At 65.3% G+C, this 13,809-nt stretch carries 15 protein-coding genes; 7 read left to right on the forward strand and 8 right to left on the reverse strand.

What is annotated here, in order from left to right; all coding sequences use genetic code 11:
• Window positions 1-346 precede the first annotated feature (346 nt).
• Together AAG813_RS16480 and AAG813_RS16485 are read left to right on the forward strand one after the other, a co-directional pair.
• Complete coding sequence (locus tag AAG813_RS16480) at window positions 347-1,015, forward strand: cysteine hydrolase (protein WP_341916783.1); 669 nt, start codon at window positions 347-349, stop codon at window positions 1,013-1,015.
• A 9-nt stretch (window positions 1,016-1,024) separates the two neighbouring features.
• Window positions 1,025-1,753 (forward strand): GntR family transcriptional regulator, encoded by a 729-nt coding sequence (locus tag AAG813_RS16485; RefSeq protein WP_341916784.1) that lies wholly within the window; start codon window positions 1,025-1,027, stop codon window positions 1,751-1,753.
• Between the two features lie 64 nt (window positions 1,754-1,817).
• On the opposite strand, the gene AAG813_RS16490 is transcribed toward AAG813_RS16485, so the two are convergent.
• The 5 genes from AAG813_RS16490 to AAG813_RS16510 all read right to left on the reverse strand — a co-directional run bounded on the left by AAG813_RS16490 (window position 1,818) and on the right by AAG813_RS16510 (window position 5,699).
• Window positions 1,818-3,635 (reverse strand): ABC transporter ATP-binding protein, encoded by a 1,818-nt coding sequence (locus AAG813_RS16490; protein ID WP_341916785.1) that lies wholly within the window; start codon window positions 3,633-3,635, stop codon window positions 1,818-1,820.
• A gap of 109 nt (window positions 3,636-3,744) precedes the next feature.
• Entirely contained in the window at window positions 3,745-3,909 is a 165-nt protein-coding gene (locus AAG813_RS16495) for a rubredoxin (protein WP_341916786.1), read from the reverse strand.
• Window positions 3,910-3,951: 42 nt separating this feature from the next.
• The gene (locus AAG813_RS16500) at window positions 3,952-4,707 is read right to left on the reverse strand and encodes a cytochrome b/b6 domain-containing protein (protein ID WP_341916787.1); all 756 of its coding nucleotides are present in this window, start codon (window positions 4,705-4,707) and stop codon (window positions 3,952-3,954) included.
• A gap of 27 nt (window positions 4,708-4,734) precedes the next feature.
• Window positions 4,735-5,253 (reverse strand): diheme cytochrome c, encoded by a 519-nt coding sequence (locus AAG813_RS16505; protein WP_341916788.1) that lies wholly within the window; start codon window positions 5,251-5,253, stop codon window positions 4,735-4,737.
• Window positions 5,254-5,279: 26 nt separating this feature from the next.
• Window positions 5,280-5,699, reverse strand: coding sequence for a DUF1924 domain-containing protein (locus AAG813_RS16510; protein WP_341916790.1), 420 nt, complete (start codon window positions 5,697-5,699; stop codon window positions 5,280-5,282).
• Between the two features lie 131 nt (window positions 5,700-5,830).
• On the opposite strand from AAG813_RS16510, the gene AAG813_RS16515 reads away from it, so the two are divergent.
• From AAG813_RS16515 to AAG813_RS16525, 3 genes are read left to right on the forward strand one after another with little or no spacing between them, the layout of a single operon-like run.
• Window positions 5,831-6,226, forward strand: coding sequence for a PepSY domain-containing protein (locus tag AAG813_RS16515; protein WP_341916792.1), 396 nt, complete (start codon window positions 5,831-5,833; stop codon window positions 6,224-6,226).
• Between the two features lie 17 nt (window positions 6,227-6,243).
• On the forward strand, window positions 6,244-6,906 hold the full coding sequence (locus AAG813_RS16520) for a response regulator transcription factor (RefSeq protein WP_341916793.1): 663 nt from the start codon (window positions 6,244-6,246) through the stop codon (window positions 6,904-6,906).
• Complete coding sequence (locus AAG813_RS16525) at window positions 6,903-8,348, forward strand: sensor histidine kinase (protein WP_341916794.1); 1,446 nt, start codon at window positions 6,903-6,905, stop codon at window positions 8,346-8,348. The genes AAG813_RS16520 and AAG813_RS16525 overlap by 4 nt, the downstream gene beginning before the upstream one ends.
• On the opposite strand, the gene AAG813_RS16530 is transcribed toward AAG813_RS16525, so the two are convergent.
• A complete protein-coding gene (locus tag AAG813_RS16530; RefSeq protein ID WP_341916796.1) occupies window positions 8,330-9,208 on the reverse strand; it encodes an exodeoxyribonuclease III in 879 nt (292 codons plus the stop codon). The genes AAG813_RS16525 and AAG813_RS16530 overlap by 19 nt on opposite strands.
• A 10-nt stretch (window positions 9,209-9,218) precedes the next feature.
• Between AAG813_RS16530 and pyrE the strand changes: the two genes are divergently transcribed.
• On the forward strand, window positions 9,219-9,983 hold the full coding sequence (gene pyrE, locus AAG813_RS16535) for an orotate phosphoribosyltransferase (RefSeq protein WP_341916798.1): 765 nt from the start codon (window positions 9,219-9,221) through the stop codon (window positions 9,981-9,983).
• Window positions 9,984-9,997: 14 nt separating this feature from the next.
• The gene (locus AAG813_RS16540; RefSeq protein ID WP_341916800.1) at window positions 9,998-10,693 is read left to right on the forward strand and encodes a DUF4124 domain-containing protein; all 696 of its coding nucleotides are present in this window, start codon (window positions 9,998-10,000) and stop codon (window positions 10,691-10,693) included.
• 83 nt (window positions 10,694-10,776) lie between these two features.
• Here AAG813_RS16540 and gatB read toward each other — a convergent pair whose 3' ends face one another.
• Both gatB and gatA read right to left on the reverse strand, forming a co-directional pair.
• Window positions 10,777-12,255: an Asp-tRNA(Asn)/Glu-tRNA(Gln) amidotransferase subunit GatB gene (gene gatB, locus AAG813_RS16545; RefSeq protein WP_341916857.1), complete on the reverse strand. Its 1,479-nt coding sequence runs from the start codon at window positions 12,253-12,255 to the stop codon at window positions 10,777-10,779.
• A 51-nt stretch (window positions 12,256-12,306) separates the two neighbouring features.
• Window positions 12,307-13,809 (reverse strand): Asp-tRNA(Asn)/Glu-tRNA(Gln) amidotransferase subunit GatA, encoded by a 1,503-nt coding sequence (gene gatA, locus AAG813_RS16550; protein WP_341916802.1) that lies wholly within the window; start codon window positions 13,807-13,809, stop codon window positions 12,307-12,309.

A 13,809-nucleotide genomic window follows, 5' to 3' on the forward strand; every position in this document is an offset into this window, starting at 1 on the left:
CGTCCTCGCCGGAGCCCGACCGCGTACCCGAATCCGATTCCGAACCCGCTCCTGACCTCACCCCCCTTCTGGCTGCGCCGAGGAGCGCAGGGCCAGACGGATCAGGACGGGCGATTGTCTGAGCCGAAGGCGAGTTCGAGCCCGGCCCCGGCTGGACCGAGCACCGCAGGTTGCCCCGGAGCGCAGCGCAGGGGACGCAGACAGCAGGGTCGCCTTTTCTTTGCTTACTTTCTTTTGGCGAGACAAAAGAAAGTGAGTAGCCGCCGGGCTACCCCCGGCTTGCCCGAAGCACCTCAGGCGCCTGCACTGGCGCAGGCTTTCGCATGAAACCAATAACAGCACCGTCATGCAACTAGACCAAGCCCAACCCTTCCCCTACAACTTCGAGCTGAAGTCCACCGCCCTCGTCATCATCGACATGCAGCGCGATTTCATCGAGCCCGGTGGTTTTGGCGAGACGCTGGGCAACGATGTCGCTCTGCTACAGGCCATCGTGCCGGCCTGTCAGGCGGTGCTCGAAGCCTGGCGCGGCGCCGGCGGCCTCGTGGTGCACACCCGGGAAGCGCACCGGGCCGACCTGGCCGATTGCCCGCCTGCCAAGCGCAACCGCGGCAATCCTTCGCTGCGCATCGGCGACATGGGGACGATGGGCCGCATCCTGATCGCCGGCGAGCCCGGCAACCAGATCATTGCCGCGCTGGCGCCGCTGCCGGGCGAGATCGTCATCGACAAGCCGGGCAAGGGCGCGTTCTACGCCACGCCGCTGCACGAGCTGCTGCAGCAGGAAGGCATCACGCACCTGCTGTTCATGGGGGTCACCACCGAGGTCTGCGTGCAGACCTCCATGCGCGAAGCCAACGACCGCGGCTACGACTGCCTGCTGCTGGAAGACTGCACCGAGAGTTACTTCCCGGCGTTCAAGGCGGCGGCGGTGGAGATGATGCGGGCGCAGGGCGCCATCGTCGGCTGGACCGCTGCGAGCGGCCAGCTGCTGCCCTTGCTGCAAGACTGCTAGAGTTCCGCCATGCACACCGCTACCCGCTCTTTGCCTGCCCTTGCCGAGGCGCCTGCCCACCGCTCGCGCGCCGACGAGGTGTACGAACAGCTCAAGCGCGATGTTTCCGAGTTCAAGCTGGTGCCGGGCGACCGCTTCACCGAAACCGAAATCAGCGAACGCCTGGGTGTGTCACGCACGCCAGTGCGGCAGGCGCTGTTCCGGCTGCAGCATGAAGGTTTTGTCGAGGTGTTGTTTCGCAGCGGCTGGCGTGTGTTGCCCTTTGACTTCAACCAGTTCGAGGAGCTCTATGACCTGCGCATGGTGCTGGAAACCACCGCGGCGCACCGCCTGTGTGAAGACGTGCTGAAGGTCAACCCGGCGCTGCTGGACGACCTGGCCGCGATCTGGCTGGTCAGCCCCGAGCAGCGCAGCAGCGATACGGTGCAGGTCGCGCAGTGGGATGAGGCCTTTCACTGCGCGCTGGTGGCGGCGGCCGGCAATGCCGAGATGGCCCGTGTGCACCGTGACGTGACCGAACGCATCCGCGTCATCCGCCGGCTCGACTTCACCAAGCAGCCGCGCATCGATGCGACCTATGAGGAACACGCGAAGATCCTCAAGGCGATCCAGCGCAGGCGAGGCGACCAGGCGGCCCTGCTGCTGCGCGCCCACATCCAGGCCAGCCAGGCCGAGGTGCGCAAGATCACCTTGCACCAGGTGCATCTGGCACGCCAGCTGGGCCAGGCGATGCGGTAGGCGCGCTCGCCCGAAAATTCAGATAAAAACCGGCTCCAGCCCCTATGGTTCGGGTGCCATCAGCTCACATATCCATAGCATCCGGAGGCGGCAGCACTTCTTCCTCCTCATCCGGAAACGGCTCCGTGGCGCGGCGCAGATCCGGCCGTTCGCCGATCTGCTGGCGCCACATCGCGTAATACAGGCCCTTGCGCTCCAGCAGCGCGCCATGGTCACCGCTTTCGACGATGCGTCCCTTCTCCAGCACGAAGATGGTGTTGGCATGCATGATGGTCGAGAGCCGGTGGGCGATCAGCAGCGTGATCTGGCTGCTGCGCGCCGACACGCGCCGCACGGTGTCGGTGATCTGCTCTTCGGTGATGGAGTCGAGCGCCGAGGTGGCCTCGTCGAAAATCAGCAGCCGTGGTTGCCGGATCAGTGCGCGCGCAATCGACAGGCGCTGCTTTTCGCCGCCGGACAGCTTGGTGCCCATCTCGCCGATCTGCGTGTCCAGGCCCTCGGGCGACTTGTCCAGCAGGTAGGCGCAGGAGGCCTGCTCCATCGCCGCCACAATCTCCGCATCGGTGGCGTCGGCCTTCACGAACTGCATGTTGTCGCGGATGGTGCCGGCAAACAGGTGTGTCTCCTGCGTCACAAAGCCGATCTGCCGGCGCGCCTCGTTGTAGCGCAGGTCCCGCGTCGAGATGTCGTTGTAGAAGACCTCGCCACTGGCTGGCGTGTACAGGCCCACCAGCAGCTTGACCAGCGTCGACTTGCCCGAGCCGGACGGGCCCACAAACGCAATGGTGTCGCCCAGGCCGGCGGAAAACGAGATGTCCTCCAGCGCGTTGTCGGGCGCGCCCTTGTGCCGGAAGCTGACATTGGCAAAACGCAGGTGGGTGACCGGCCCGATGTCCTGCGGCGACTCCGGCCGCCGCTCGACCGGTTTTTTCATCAGCACGTCGAAGTTCAGCAGCGAGGCCTCGACCTCGCGCCAGGCGACGATCACATTGCCAAGATCCTGCAGCGGCGCAAAAATCGCCACCGAGATGAACTGCATGGCAATCAGCTCGCCGGTGCTCAGCACGTCGCGAAAGATCAGCCACAACAACGCAAACAGGATGCCGAGCTTGAGCAGGCTCAGCGTCGTGCCCTGCAGAAAGGACAGCAGGCGGATGCGTTTGACCTTGCGCATCTCGAGCGCAAACACCTGCAGGGTCTGCGCCTGCAGGCGCCGGATCTCGGTGAAGGTCAGGCCCAGGCTCTTGATCAGCTCGATGTTGCGCAGCGATTCAGCGATGAAACCCGAGTTGCGGTTGGTCTCGCGCACGATGGAGCGTTGCTGCGTCTTGATCTCGCGGCTCAGCAGCCCGGTCAGCCCGCCCATCACCAGCACGCCGACCAGAAACACCGGCACCAGCAGCCAGTGGGTGGTGACGGCGTACCAGCAGAGAAAGCCCATGCCGACCAGCGCGGCAAACACGGTGTTGATGAAGGTGTTGATGAAACGTTCGCAGTCGGCGCGCACTTTCTGCAGCAGCGACAGCGTCTCGCCGCTGCGCAGGTCCTCGAACTCCTGGAACTTCAGGCGCAGCACCTGACGCAGCCCGTCGTTGAAGATCTGCGTGCCGAAGCGCTGCACCACCAGCCGCGTCACATACTCCTGCAGCGCCTTGGCCAGCCGCGACAACACGGCGACCACCACCGCAAGCCCCAGCAGCCAGAGCACGCCCGACACCCGCTTCTCGTCGGACATGCCAGGGTGCCCGACCGCATAACCGTCGATGATCTTGCCGAAAATGATCGGATCGACCAGGGCCAGCACCTGGCTGATGGCCGCCAGCAGCAGCGCCAGCGCCGCCAGCGCGCGGTGCGGACGCAGGTAGGTCCAGAGGATGTGCATGACTTGAGTTTAAAGAAGATCGAACGCACCCTCTTCTTGCTACTTCCCGCTTCTTCTCACCTCTTTTTTGCACAGGGGTGGCGCGACCCGGCTGATGGCTGATGGATATTCAGATCGGCACCATGGTGAAGTCGGCCTTGCCGACACTGCATTCCGGACAGACCCAGCCGGCGGGCACCGCGGCCCAGGGTGTTCCCGGGGCGATGCCGTCTTCGGGGCGGCCGGCCGCCTCGTCATAGATGAAACCGCAGACGACACACATGTAGACGTTCATGAATTCCTCACTGGGATTGACGGGGATGGGGTGCGGGCGCGTTCAGTCGTCATCGTGGGCCTGACCGGCCGTCGGGCTGTTCGAGGCCTTGTTGGAAATCAGGCCGTTCGGTGATTGCTGCCACTCCCAGGCCCCGAAGGCCAGCACGGCGAGCAGCAGCAAGGCGGCCAGCCAGGCGCGGTTTTTCTGCACCAGATCCGGCCCCTTGCCGTCGATCCGGCCGGTCAGCATGGGCAGGGCCTGGTTTTTTCGCCGCAGCAGGCTCAGGCCCGCGATGAGCGCCAGGTGGGCCAGAACGACAAACAGAAACGCCTCGCCGAAAAATTCGTGGACGTCTTCCAGCCAGTCGCCGCCGAGAAAGTCGCCCCAGTCGTTGTAGGTGGCATAACCGCTGAGCGTCAGCGGCACCACCATCAGCAGCAGGGCCACCACGGCCAGCGCCATCAGCAGGTTCTGGCCTTGCCGCCAGTTGATGCTGGCCAGCGACCGGCTTTGCGTGAGCGAGCGCAGCCACGCCGGCGCGCCGGCCAGCTTGCGCCACATCAGGCCCAGGCCCGCCTGGCGCGGGCCGAACAATCCATACAGCACGCGAAACACCAGCAGGCCGGCCATGGTGTAGCCGAGCGTGACATGTAGCAGCCGCCAGCTTTCGCCGTCAGCCGTCACATAGGCGCCCAGAAAACTCAGCGCAAACAGCCAGTGGAACATGCGCGTGGGCGCGTCGGTCACCCGGCGGCTCGGGGTGGCCGCTGCGGGCGCGGCCTGGGCAGTGGTGTGGATGGAGGGGGTGGCATGCATGGTTCTTCTCCTTGGAGTTCCTTGGGGTCAGTCGTTCCAGGCCCGGCGATAACGGGCGTCGAGCCCGGCCGGGAAGCGGATGTTGTCGTCGTTGAAGTCGCCCTTGTCGGCCGCGGTGTGGCAAGCCGCGCAGTTGGCAGCGCTCTTGACGCTGGCGTGTTTCCAGACGGCGGGATCGACCTTGCGGTGTTTGCGTTCAAACCAGGCCGAGCGGGTAATGCGGTCTTGCGGCGGCTCTTCCGCCACGCGTTTGTAGGTGCCCGCGTTGACCTTCAGCCAGCTGCTCAGCTGTTGCACCGTGGCCGCGTCCAGCGAGGCGTCGGTGCCGTAGTGCTTGTCCAGGCCGGTCATGATGCGTTCCCAGGAGCGGACAGGCAACATGCCCGGCGGATAGGCGGTGTGGCAGGCGGCGCACTCCTGGGTGTAGGCCGCAGGCACGTTGCCCGGCAGCAAACGGCTGCTGTCGGCCCGGACCAGGGCGGGCAGCGCAGCGAGGGCGAAGGTGGCTGCGATCAGCAGGGAGCGGACGGTGGGGAGGGTGTTCATGAAGAAACTCCGGTGGGGGAACGGCACTAGGGCTTGAGGCTGTTGAGGTAGGCCAGCAGGTCGGCCTTTTCGCCAGCGCTGCATTCGCGGCTCAGCACATCCTTGCAGTTGCGGCGGAACCACTTGTCCACCTTGGCGGTGTCGGTGAACGCCTTGGGGTTGAACGCCGGGGCCAGCGGGGTTATCGACTTGCCGGTGCTGGCATGTTTGCCCTGCGCCGTGGGTGGCGTGCCGTGGCAGGACGCGCAGGACCATTCGCCGCCGTGTTTGGTGGCAAAAAATACGCGGCCTTTGTCGGCATTGCCCGGGGTTCCGGCCTGGGCGCTCCAGTGGCTGAGCTGCTGCGCCGGCGTGGTGTCGCCTGCCTGGCTGGTGGCGGGCAGCAGCGCACTGGCCAGTGCGGCAAACAGGGCGGCAGGGGGAAAGAAGTTGCGGATCAAGGTCATGCTGGGCTTTCTGCTTTTCGGGTGGGATGGGCTTTTGCAGGAGATGGGAGGTAGTTTTGGCGAAGGCGCTTGAACCTTTCCTGAAGACGCTGTTCATCTGCGGTTCACAATGTGTGCAGGACAATCACGCCATGACCTCCGTCCAGCCCTTTCTCCTGACCGGCCAGCGCCGCCGTTCGTGGGTGGGCGGGCTGTGGATGTTGGCGCTGCTGGTGGGCAGCCTGGGGCTGCAGCCGGCCTGGTCCGGCAGCAAGGACGACCACAATCGTGCGCGCCAGGCGGTGCAGGCCGGCCAGGTGCTGCCGCTGCGCAGCGTGCTGGAACGGCTGGAGCGCGAGCACCCGGGCCAGGTCATGGAAGTCGAACTGGAGCAGGAAGAGGGCCACTGGATCTACGAAGTCAAGCTGCTGCAGCCGCAGGGCCAGCTGGTCAAGCTCAAGCTGGATGCCCGGACCGCCGCCCTGTTGTCCGCCAAGGGCAACAACAAAAGCGACGAGCGTCGCAGTAGCCGTGACGCGCGTCCCTGACACCCCGCTGCCAGCCCATGCGCATCCTCCTGGTTGAAGACGAACCCACGCTACGCGCCCAGCTGCGTGCCGGGCTGCAGGACGCCGGCTACGCGGTGGATGAAGCCGACAACGGCCGCGACGCCCACTTCCTGGGTGATACCGAAATCTTTGATGCCGTGGTGCTAGACCTGGGCCTGCCGGTGCTCGACGGCCTGACCGTGCTCAAGCGCTGGCGTGACGGCGGCCGAACCATGCCGGTGCTGATCCTGACGGCGCGCGACAACTGGCACGAAAAGGTCGCCGGCATCGACGCCGGGGCTGATGACTACCTCACCAAACCCTTTCACATGGAAGAACTGCTGGCACGTGTGCGCGCGCTGATCCGCCGCGCCAGCGGCCTGGCCTCGGCGGTGCTGCAATGCGGCGCGCTGGCGCTGGACACACGCAGCGGCCGCGTCACGCTGGCCGGCCAGCCCGTGAGCCTGACCAGCCATGAGTACAAGGTGCTCGATTACCTGATGCACCGCCCGGGCGCCGTGGTGTCGCGCACCGAACTCACCGAGCACATTTACGCCCAGGATTTCGAGCGTGACTCCAACACCATCGAGGTCTTCGTGGGCCGCCTGCGCCGCAAACTGCCGCCCGAACTGATTGAGACGGTGCGCGGGCTGGGTTACCGGCTGGTGCCCCCGCCATGAGCCTCTGGCGCCGGGCCACGTCACTGCGTTTTCGGCTGCTGGCCGCAACGCTGGTGGCGCTGGCGTTGGCGCTGCTGCTGGCGGGCGTGTTGCTCAGCGGCCTGTTTCGCGACCACGTGATGCGGCAGTTCGAGGCGGCCCTGACGCAGCAGCTCGACCAGCTCACCGCCCGGCTCGAATTCGATGCCGCCGGCCAACCGCTGATCGACCCCCAGGCCCTGTCCGACCCGCGCTGGCAAAAGCCTTATTCGGGGTTGTACTGGCAGCTGGACCGCACCGCTGCCGACGGCCTGGCCCGCGCGGGCGTGCTGCGCTCGCGCTCGCTGTGGGACACCAGCCTGCCGCTGCTCGCCGACGAACTGGCTGATGGCGCGGTGCATGTGCACCAGGGCAAGGGCCCGCTGGACGCCCCGCTGCTGATCCTGGAGCGCAAGGTAAGCATCGCCGAACAGCCCGATGCCCGCTGGCGCATCGTCGTCGCGGCCGACATGCAGGACGTCGCCGGGGCCGTGGCCAGCTTCAACGGCGTGATGGCGGCCTCGCTGGCGGTGCTGCTGGTGCTGCTGGCGCTGGCGGCGCTGGCGCAGGTGGCGGTGGGGCTGTCACCGCTGCGCGCCATGCAGCGCGCGCTGGCCGATGTGCATGAAGGGCGGACGCAGCGCCTGCAGGGGCGTTTTCCCACCGAAGTGCAGCCCCTGATCGACGACTTCAATGACGTGCTCGACCGCAACACCGAGGTGGTGGCGCGCGCCCGCACCCAGGCGGGCAACCTGGCCCATGCGCTCAAGACACCGCTGTCAGTGCTGGACCAGGCTGCGGCCGGGACGCTGGCGGCGGCGCACGACAGCGAATTGGCCCGGCTGGTGAAGGAGCAGGTCGGGCTGTCGCGCCGCCACATCGACTGGCACCTGGCCCGCGCCCGGGTGGCCGCCACCCAGCGCCTGCCGGGGCAGCGCACCGCGGTCGGGCCGGTGCTGGCCGGCCTGGTGCGGGTGATGGAGCGGGTCCATGCCGCAAGAGGGGTGTCCATCACCGTGCTGGCGGCCGATGCGCCGCTGTTTTTCGCCGGCGAGGAGCAGGACTTGCAGGAAATGCTGGGCAATCTGCTGGACAACGCCTGTAAATGGGCCGGCTCAAGCGTGACGGTCCATGCCGAACCCGTCAGGGGCAGTGCGCCGCCCCAAGTGCAGATCCACATCGAGGACGATGGCCCCGGGATTGAGGCCGCACACCTCGCGTCGGTGGGTGCCCGCGGCGTGCGCCTGGACGAGTCGGTGCCCGGCACCGGCCTGGGCCTGGCCATCGTGCAGGACTTGGTCGGCCTGTACGGTGGGGACCTCAGCTTGCAGCCCGCCGCCGGCGGCGGACTGCGTGGGACCTTGCGCCTGCCGGCGGCCTTGGCGGCTGACGCAGGAACAACGGGTCAGAGCGTGAGGGCGTAGTCCACCGTGATAGGCGCGTGGTCGGAAAAGCGCTGGGTTTTGTAAATCGTTTCGCTTTGGGCCAGGGCTGCCACGGCCGGCGTGGCCAGGTGGTAGTCGAGCCGCCAGCCCACGTTCTTCGCATAGGCCTGGCCGCGGTTGCTCCACCAGGTGTAGGCCGCGTCGGTCGCGGTGGGCTGCAGCTTGCGGTAGACATCGACCATGCCGCCGCCGCGTGTGGCTTTCACTGAGGGCTGGCCGGTGCCGCCGGTCATTTCTTCAAGTGCTTCTTCGGCCACCTCCGCATCGCGCAGCAATTCGCTCATCCAGGCGCGCTCCTCGGGCAGAAAGCCGCTGTTCTTTTTGTTGCCCTTGAAGTTTTTCAGGTCGATCTCCTGGTGGGCGATGTTGATGTCGCCGCACAGCACGAAGTCGCGGGTTTCCTTGAGCTTGGCCAGGTAGGGATAGAACTCGGCCAGAAAGCGGAACTTGGCCGCCTGCCGTTCCTCGCCCGAGGAGCCGCTCGGGAAGTAGCAGCTGATGATGGACAGCTTGGGCGCTTGCTTGCGGCCGGGACGGTCGAAGCGCAGCTCCACATAACGGCCTTCGGCATCGAATTCGGTGGAGCCGTAACCGGTGATCACGTCGCTGGGCTCATGGCGGGTGTAGATGGCGACGCCGGAGTAGCCCTTTTTCTCGGCGAAGTGAAAGTGGCCAGTGAGCCCGGCAATTTCCTCGAAACGGCCGGCCACGTCGGCCGCCTGGGCCTTGATCTCCTGCACGCAAATACAATCCGGTTGGGTCTGGGCCACCCATTCGGTCATGCCTTTGGTGGCGGCGGAACGGATGCCGTTGAGATTCAGGCTGGTTAATTTAAACATGGGACTTCCAATGAGCATCACAACGGTCACGCCAGGGCAAAAACAGGACAGCAGCCAAACCGCCGAAGAAGGCCGGCTGGCGCAGGAATTCGTGCAGTTTGCCATCGAGTCTGGCGTGCTGCGTTTTGGCGAGTTCAAGACCAAGGCCGGGCGCCTGAGCCCCTACTTTTTCAATGCGGGGCTGTTCGATGACGGCGCCAAACTGGGCCGGCTTGCGCAATTTTATGCGCGCGGCCTGCTGCTCGAAGAGAAAACGCGCGGCCTCGAGTTCGACATGATTTTCGGCCCGGCCTACAAGGGCATCCCGCTCGCGGCGGCGGTCGCCGTGGAGCTCGCGCGGCTGGGCCGCAACGTGCCTTTTGCCTACAACCGCAAGGAAGCCAAGGACCACGGCGAGGGCGGGACCCTGGTCGGCGCACCGGTCCGGGGGCGGGTGCTGATCATCGACGACGTGATTTCGGCCGGCACCGCCACGCGCGAGTCGATCGCCATCATCCGCGCGGCCGGAGCGACCCCCCACGCGGTGGCGATCGCGCTGGACCGCCAGGAAAAAGCCACCGAAAACGGCGAGGACGTCAACTACAGCGCCGTGCAATATGTTACGAATCAGTTGGGGCTGCACGTTTTCGCGATTGCCCGTTTGACCGACTTGCTGCAGTATCTGTCTGAGGCGAGTCGTGCGCCGCAAGACGCTGCGGAACGGACCACCGGCGATTCGCTTCAGACCCACTACCAGCATGTGCTGGCCTACCGACAGCGCTACGGCGTGGATTAAGGACCTTCCTGGTGATGCAACTGCATGTTCAGACGATGGCCACTGTGGCGTGGGTGGCGCTGGCGGCCTGCCTGTGCAGCATCGCCCAGGCCCAAACCCAGACCCAGACCCAGACCCAGGGCATTTATAGCTGCGTCGATGCTGCGGGCCGGAAAATCACCGCCGACCGGCCGATTGCCGAATGTATCGACCGCCCGCAACGGCAGATCAATCCTTCGGGCACGGTCAAACGTGTCGTCGGGCCCTCGCTGACCGCGCAGGAACGGACCGCACAGGAACAGAAAGACAAGGTGGCCGCCGAAGTGCGGGCACGCGAGGCGGAGGAAAAGCGCCGCGACCGGGCCCTGCTGCTGCGTTACCCGAGCCGGGCCGTGCACGACAAGGAGCGCGCCGAGGCGCTGGACCAGATCGACGCGGTCATCAACGCTGCCAGCAAGCGGACCACCGAGCTGGTCGGCCAGCGCAAGGCCATCGATGCCGATTTCGAGTTTTACAAATCCGATCCGTCCCGGGCACCGGCCTCACTCAAGCGCCGGCTCGAGGAAAACGACAGCAGCGTGGCGGTGCAGAAACGTTTTATCGCCGACCAGGATGCTGAGAAGAAGCGCGTCAACATGCGTTTCGACGAAGAACTGGTCAAGCTCAAGCAGCTGTGGGCGATGGGCGGTGCGGTGTCTGACGCGGCGGCAGCGTCGACTGCCCGGAAGTAGGCGTTAAAAGGGCTTTCAGCCCTTTTTGGCTGTGCGGAGAGTGCTACTGTTTTGGTAGCAACTTGCCGCTTCCCCGCCGCCCTTCAGCCCAGCTTTTTCTTCAGCAGTTCATTGACCTGGGCGGGATTGGCCTTGCCCTTGGTGGCTTTCATGGCTTGGCCGACCAGGGCATTCATGGCCTTGGTGTTGCCGGCTTTCACCTCTTCCACGTTTTTGGCATTGGCGGCCAGAACGTCGTCGATGATTTTTTCGAGCTCGCCGGTGTCGCTCATCTGTTTGAGGCCTTTGGCTTCGATGATGGCGTCCACCTGTTTTTGGGCGTCTCCGCTGAGTTGCTCCCCCAAGGCCAAACCTTCGAATACCTGTCGTCCCGCATTGTTGGAGATCGTTCCATCACCGATACGGTTAACCAGGGCCGCCAGTTGCAGGGGCGTGACGAGCGAGTCGCCAAAAGGTTCGCCTATCAGGTTAAACCTGCGCGACAACTCACCCGATATCCAGTTGCTGGCGAGTTTGTACTCTCGACTGGCTGCGACCACTGCCTCAAAATAGCTCGCTACAGCCTTGCTCTGTGTCAACTGGCCGGCATCGTATTCAGGCAGGCCATAGGTCGCCACAAAACGCGCGGCCATTACCCGTGGCAGCTCCGTCATCTCCGCGCGGGTCTTCTCGACCCAGTCGCGTCCAATCACAAGTGGCGGCAAATCCGGGTCAGGGAAATAGCGGTAGTCCGCCGCGTCTTCCTTGGTGCGCATGGCACGCGTTTCGCCGGTGTCCGGGTCGAACAGCACGGTGGCCTGCTGGATCGCATGGCCGTCCTCGAGCTGCTCGATCTGCCAGCGCACTTCATAGTCGATGGCCTGCTGCATGAACTTGAAGCTGTTCAGGTTCTTGATCTCGCGGCGGGTGCCGAGCTCGGCGCCAGGTTTGCGCACCGACACGTTGGCGTCGCAGCGGAAGCTGCCTTCCTGCATGTTGCCGTCGCAGATGCCGATCCAGGTCACGATCTTGTGCAGCTCTTTGGCGTAAGCCACAGCCTCCGCCGAGGAGCGCATGTCGGGCTCGGTGACGATCTCCAACAGCGGCGTGCCGGCACGGTTCAGGTCGATGCCGCTCATGCCGATGAAATCTTCATGCAGCGACTTGCCCGCGTCTTCCTCCAGGTGGGCGCGCACCAGGCGCACGGATTTTTTCTCTTCGCCCAGGAAAAATTCCACGCTGCCGCCCTGCACCACCGGGATCTCGAACTGACTGATCTGGTAACCCTTGGGCAGGTCGGGGTAGAAATAATTCTTGCGTGCGAACACGCTGCTCTCGGCAATGTGCGCATTGACGGCCAGGCCGAACTCGATGGCGCGTTGCACCGCGCCCTTGTTCATCACCGGCAGCGCGCCGGGCAGTGCAAAGTCCACCGCGGACGCCTGCGTGTTCGGCTCGGCGCCGAACGCGGTCGAGGCCCGGCTGAAAATTTTCGATTTCGTGGTCAGCTGCGTGTGGGTCTCGAAGCCGATGATGACTTCATAACCCTGCACCAGCGGCCCGGTGGGCCGGCCGGCCTGCATCTGGGCGAAGGAGTTCACGGGGGGTGGGGTCTGGCTCATGGTCGCAATCACTCAAATGCCTGTGGGCTGGCGCAGGTGCCAGTCGGTCGCGAGCTGGAACTGGTGCGCCGTGCCCAGCAACTGCGCTTCCTTGAAATAGTTGCCGATCAGCTGCAGGCCGACCGGCATGCCGCCTTCGCCAAAACCGGCCGGCACACTCATGCCCGGCAGGCCCGCCAGGCTGGACGACAGCGTGTAGATGTCGGCCAGGTAGTTGGCGACCGGGTCGTCGGACTTTTCGCCGATTTTCCAGGCCACCGTGGGCGACACCGGGCCGGCAATGATGTCGCACTGCGCAAAGGCCTTCTGGAAGTCTTCGGCGATCAGGCGGCGGATTTTTTGCGCCTTCAGGTAATACGCGTCGTAATAACCGTGCGACAGCACATAGGTGCCGATCATGATGCGTCGTGTCACCTCGTCACCAAAACCTTCGCTACGCGACTTCTTGTACATGTCGGTCAGGTCGGTATAAGCGGCGGCCCGGTGTCCGTATCGCACGCCGTCAAAACGGCTCAGGTTGCTGCTGGCCTCGGCCGGGGCGATCACGTAGTACACCGGAATCGACAGCTCGGTCAGCGGCAGACTCACGTCCACCAGCGTTGCGCCCAGCTTCTCGAACTCGGCCAGCGCGCCGCGCACGGTTTTCAGCACGTCGGCCGAACAGCCGGCGCCGAAAAACTGCGCGGGCAGTCCAATTCTCAAGCCTTTCAGGGGGGTGGCCCCCGTCGCTGCTGCGCCGGAAGCTATCAAATCAGTAGCATAGTCGAGCGCCGGCAGGTCCAGCGAGGTCGAGTCGCGGTCCGGGTCCGGCCCGGCCATGCTGGACAGCAGCAGGGCGCAGTCGAGCGCGCTGCGCGCCATCGGGCCGGCCTGGTCCAGGCTGGAGGCAAACGCCACCATGCCGTAACGCGAGCAGCGGCCATAGGTCGGCTTGATGCCGGTGATGCCGGTCAGCGCGGCCGGCTGGCGGATGGAGCCGCCGGTGTCGGTGCCTGTTGCCGCCGGCACCAGCCGCGCCGCCACGGCCGTGGCCGAGCCGCCCGAGGATCCGCCCGGCACACGGGTGGTGTCCCAGGGGTTTTGCACGGGTTTGTAGGCGCTGTTGTCGTTGCCCGACCCCATGGCGAACTCATCACAGTTGAGCTTGCCCAGGCTCACCATGCCGGCGCCGCAGCTCACACCGAGCCGGGCCACCACGGTGGCGTCAAACGGGCTGCGGTAGTTTTCCAGCATCTTCGAGCCGGCCGTGGTCGGGAAGTCGCGCGTGACAAAAATATCCTTGTGCGCCAGCGGCACGCCCAGCAGGGGTGTGCGCTCACCGGCGTCCAGGCGGGCGTCGGCGGCCCGGGCCTGGGCCAGCGACACCTTGCTGTCGGTCGCCAAGAAGGCGCCCAGGCCGGCATGGGTCTCAATACGGGCCAGGAAGTGTTGCGTCAATTCGACGCTGGACACTTCGCGCGCTGCGAGCTTGGCTGCGAGTTGGGCGACGCTGAGGTCGTGCAGGTCGGTGCTCAT

The sequence above is a fragment of the Polaromonas sp. YR568 genome (assembly GCF_943371715.1).
Classification (GTDB): Bacteria; Pseudomonadota; Gammaproteobacteria; order Burkholderiales; family Burkholderiaceae_C; genus Polaromonas.

Bases quoted from the DNA above. Each gene is read 5' to 3' on its own strand.
- AAG813_RS16480 (WP_341916783.1), top strand. From the start codon at position 347: ATGCAACTAGACCAAGCCCAACCCTTCCCCTACAACTTCGAGCTGAAG.
- AAG813_RS16485 (WP_341916784.1), top strand. From the start codon at position 1,025: ATGCACACCGCTACCCGCTCTTTGCCTGCCCTTGCCGAGGCGCCTGCC.
- AAG813_RS16490 (WP_341916785.1), bottom strand. From the start codon at position 3,635: ATGCACATCCTCTGGACCTACCTGCGTCCGCACCGCGCGCTGGCGGCG.
- AAG813_RS16495 (WP_341916786.1), bottom strand. From the start codon at position 3,909: ATGAACGTCTACATGTGTGTCGTCTGCGGTTTCATCTATGACGAGGCG.
- AAG813_RS16500 (WP_341916787.1), bottom strand. From the start codon at position 4,707: ATGCATGCCACCCCCTCCATCCACACCACTGCCCAGGCCGCGCCCGCA.
- AAG813_RS16505 (WP_341916788.1), bottom strand. From the start codon at position 5,253: ATGAACACCCTCCCCACCGTCCGCTCCCTGCTGATCGCAGCCACCTTC.
- AAG813_RS16510 (WP_341916790.1), bottom strand. From the start codon at position 5,699: ATGACCTTGATCCGCAACTTCTTTCCCCCTGCCGCCCTGTTTGCCGCA.
- AAG813_RS16515 (WP_341916792.1), top strand. From the start codon at position 5,831: ATGACCTCCGTCCAGCCCTTTCTCCTGACCGGCCAGCGCCGCCGTTCG.
- AAG813_RS16520 (WP_341916793.1), top strand. From the start codon at position 6,244: ATGCGCATCCTCCTGGTTGAAGACGAACCCACGCTACGCGCCCAGCTG.
- AAG813_RS16525 (WP_341916794.1), top strand. From the start codon at position 6,903: ATGAGCCTCTGGCGCCGGGCCACGTCACTGCGTTTTCGGCTGCTGGCC.
- AAG813_RS16530 (WP_341916796.1), bottom strand. From the start codon at position 9,208: ATGTTTAAATTAACCAGCCTGAATCTCAACGGCATCCGTTCCGCCGCC.
- pyrE (WP_341916798.1), top strand. From the start codon at position 9,219: ATGAGCATCACAACGGTCACGCCAGGGCAAAAACAGGACAGCAGCCAA.
- AAG813_RS16540 (WP_341916800.1), top strand. From the start codon at position 9,998: ATGCAACTGCATGTTCAGACGATGGCCACTGTGGCGTGGGTGGCGCTG.
- gatB (WP_341916857.1), bottom strand. From the start codon at position 12,255: ATGCAGGCCGGCCGGCCCACCGGGCCGCTGGTGCAGGGTTATGAAGTC.
- gatA (WP_341916802.1), bottom strand. From the start codon at position 13,809: ATGAGCACCGACCTGCACGACCTCAGCGTCGCCCAACTCGCAGCCAAG.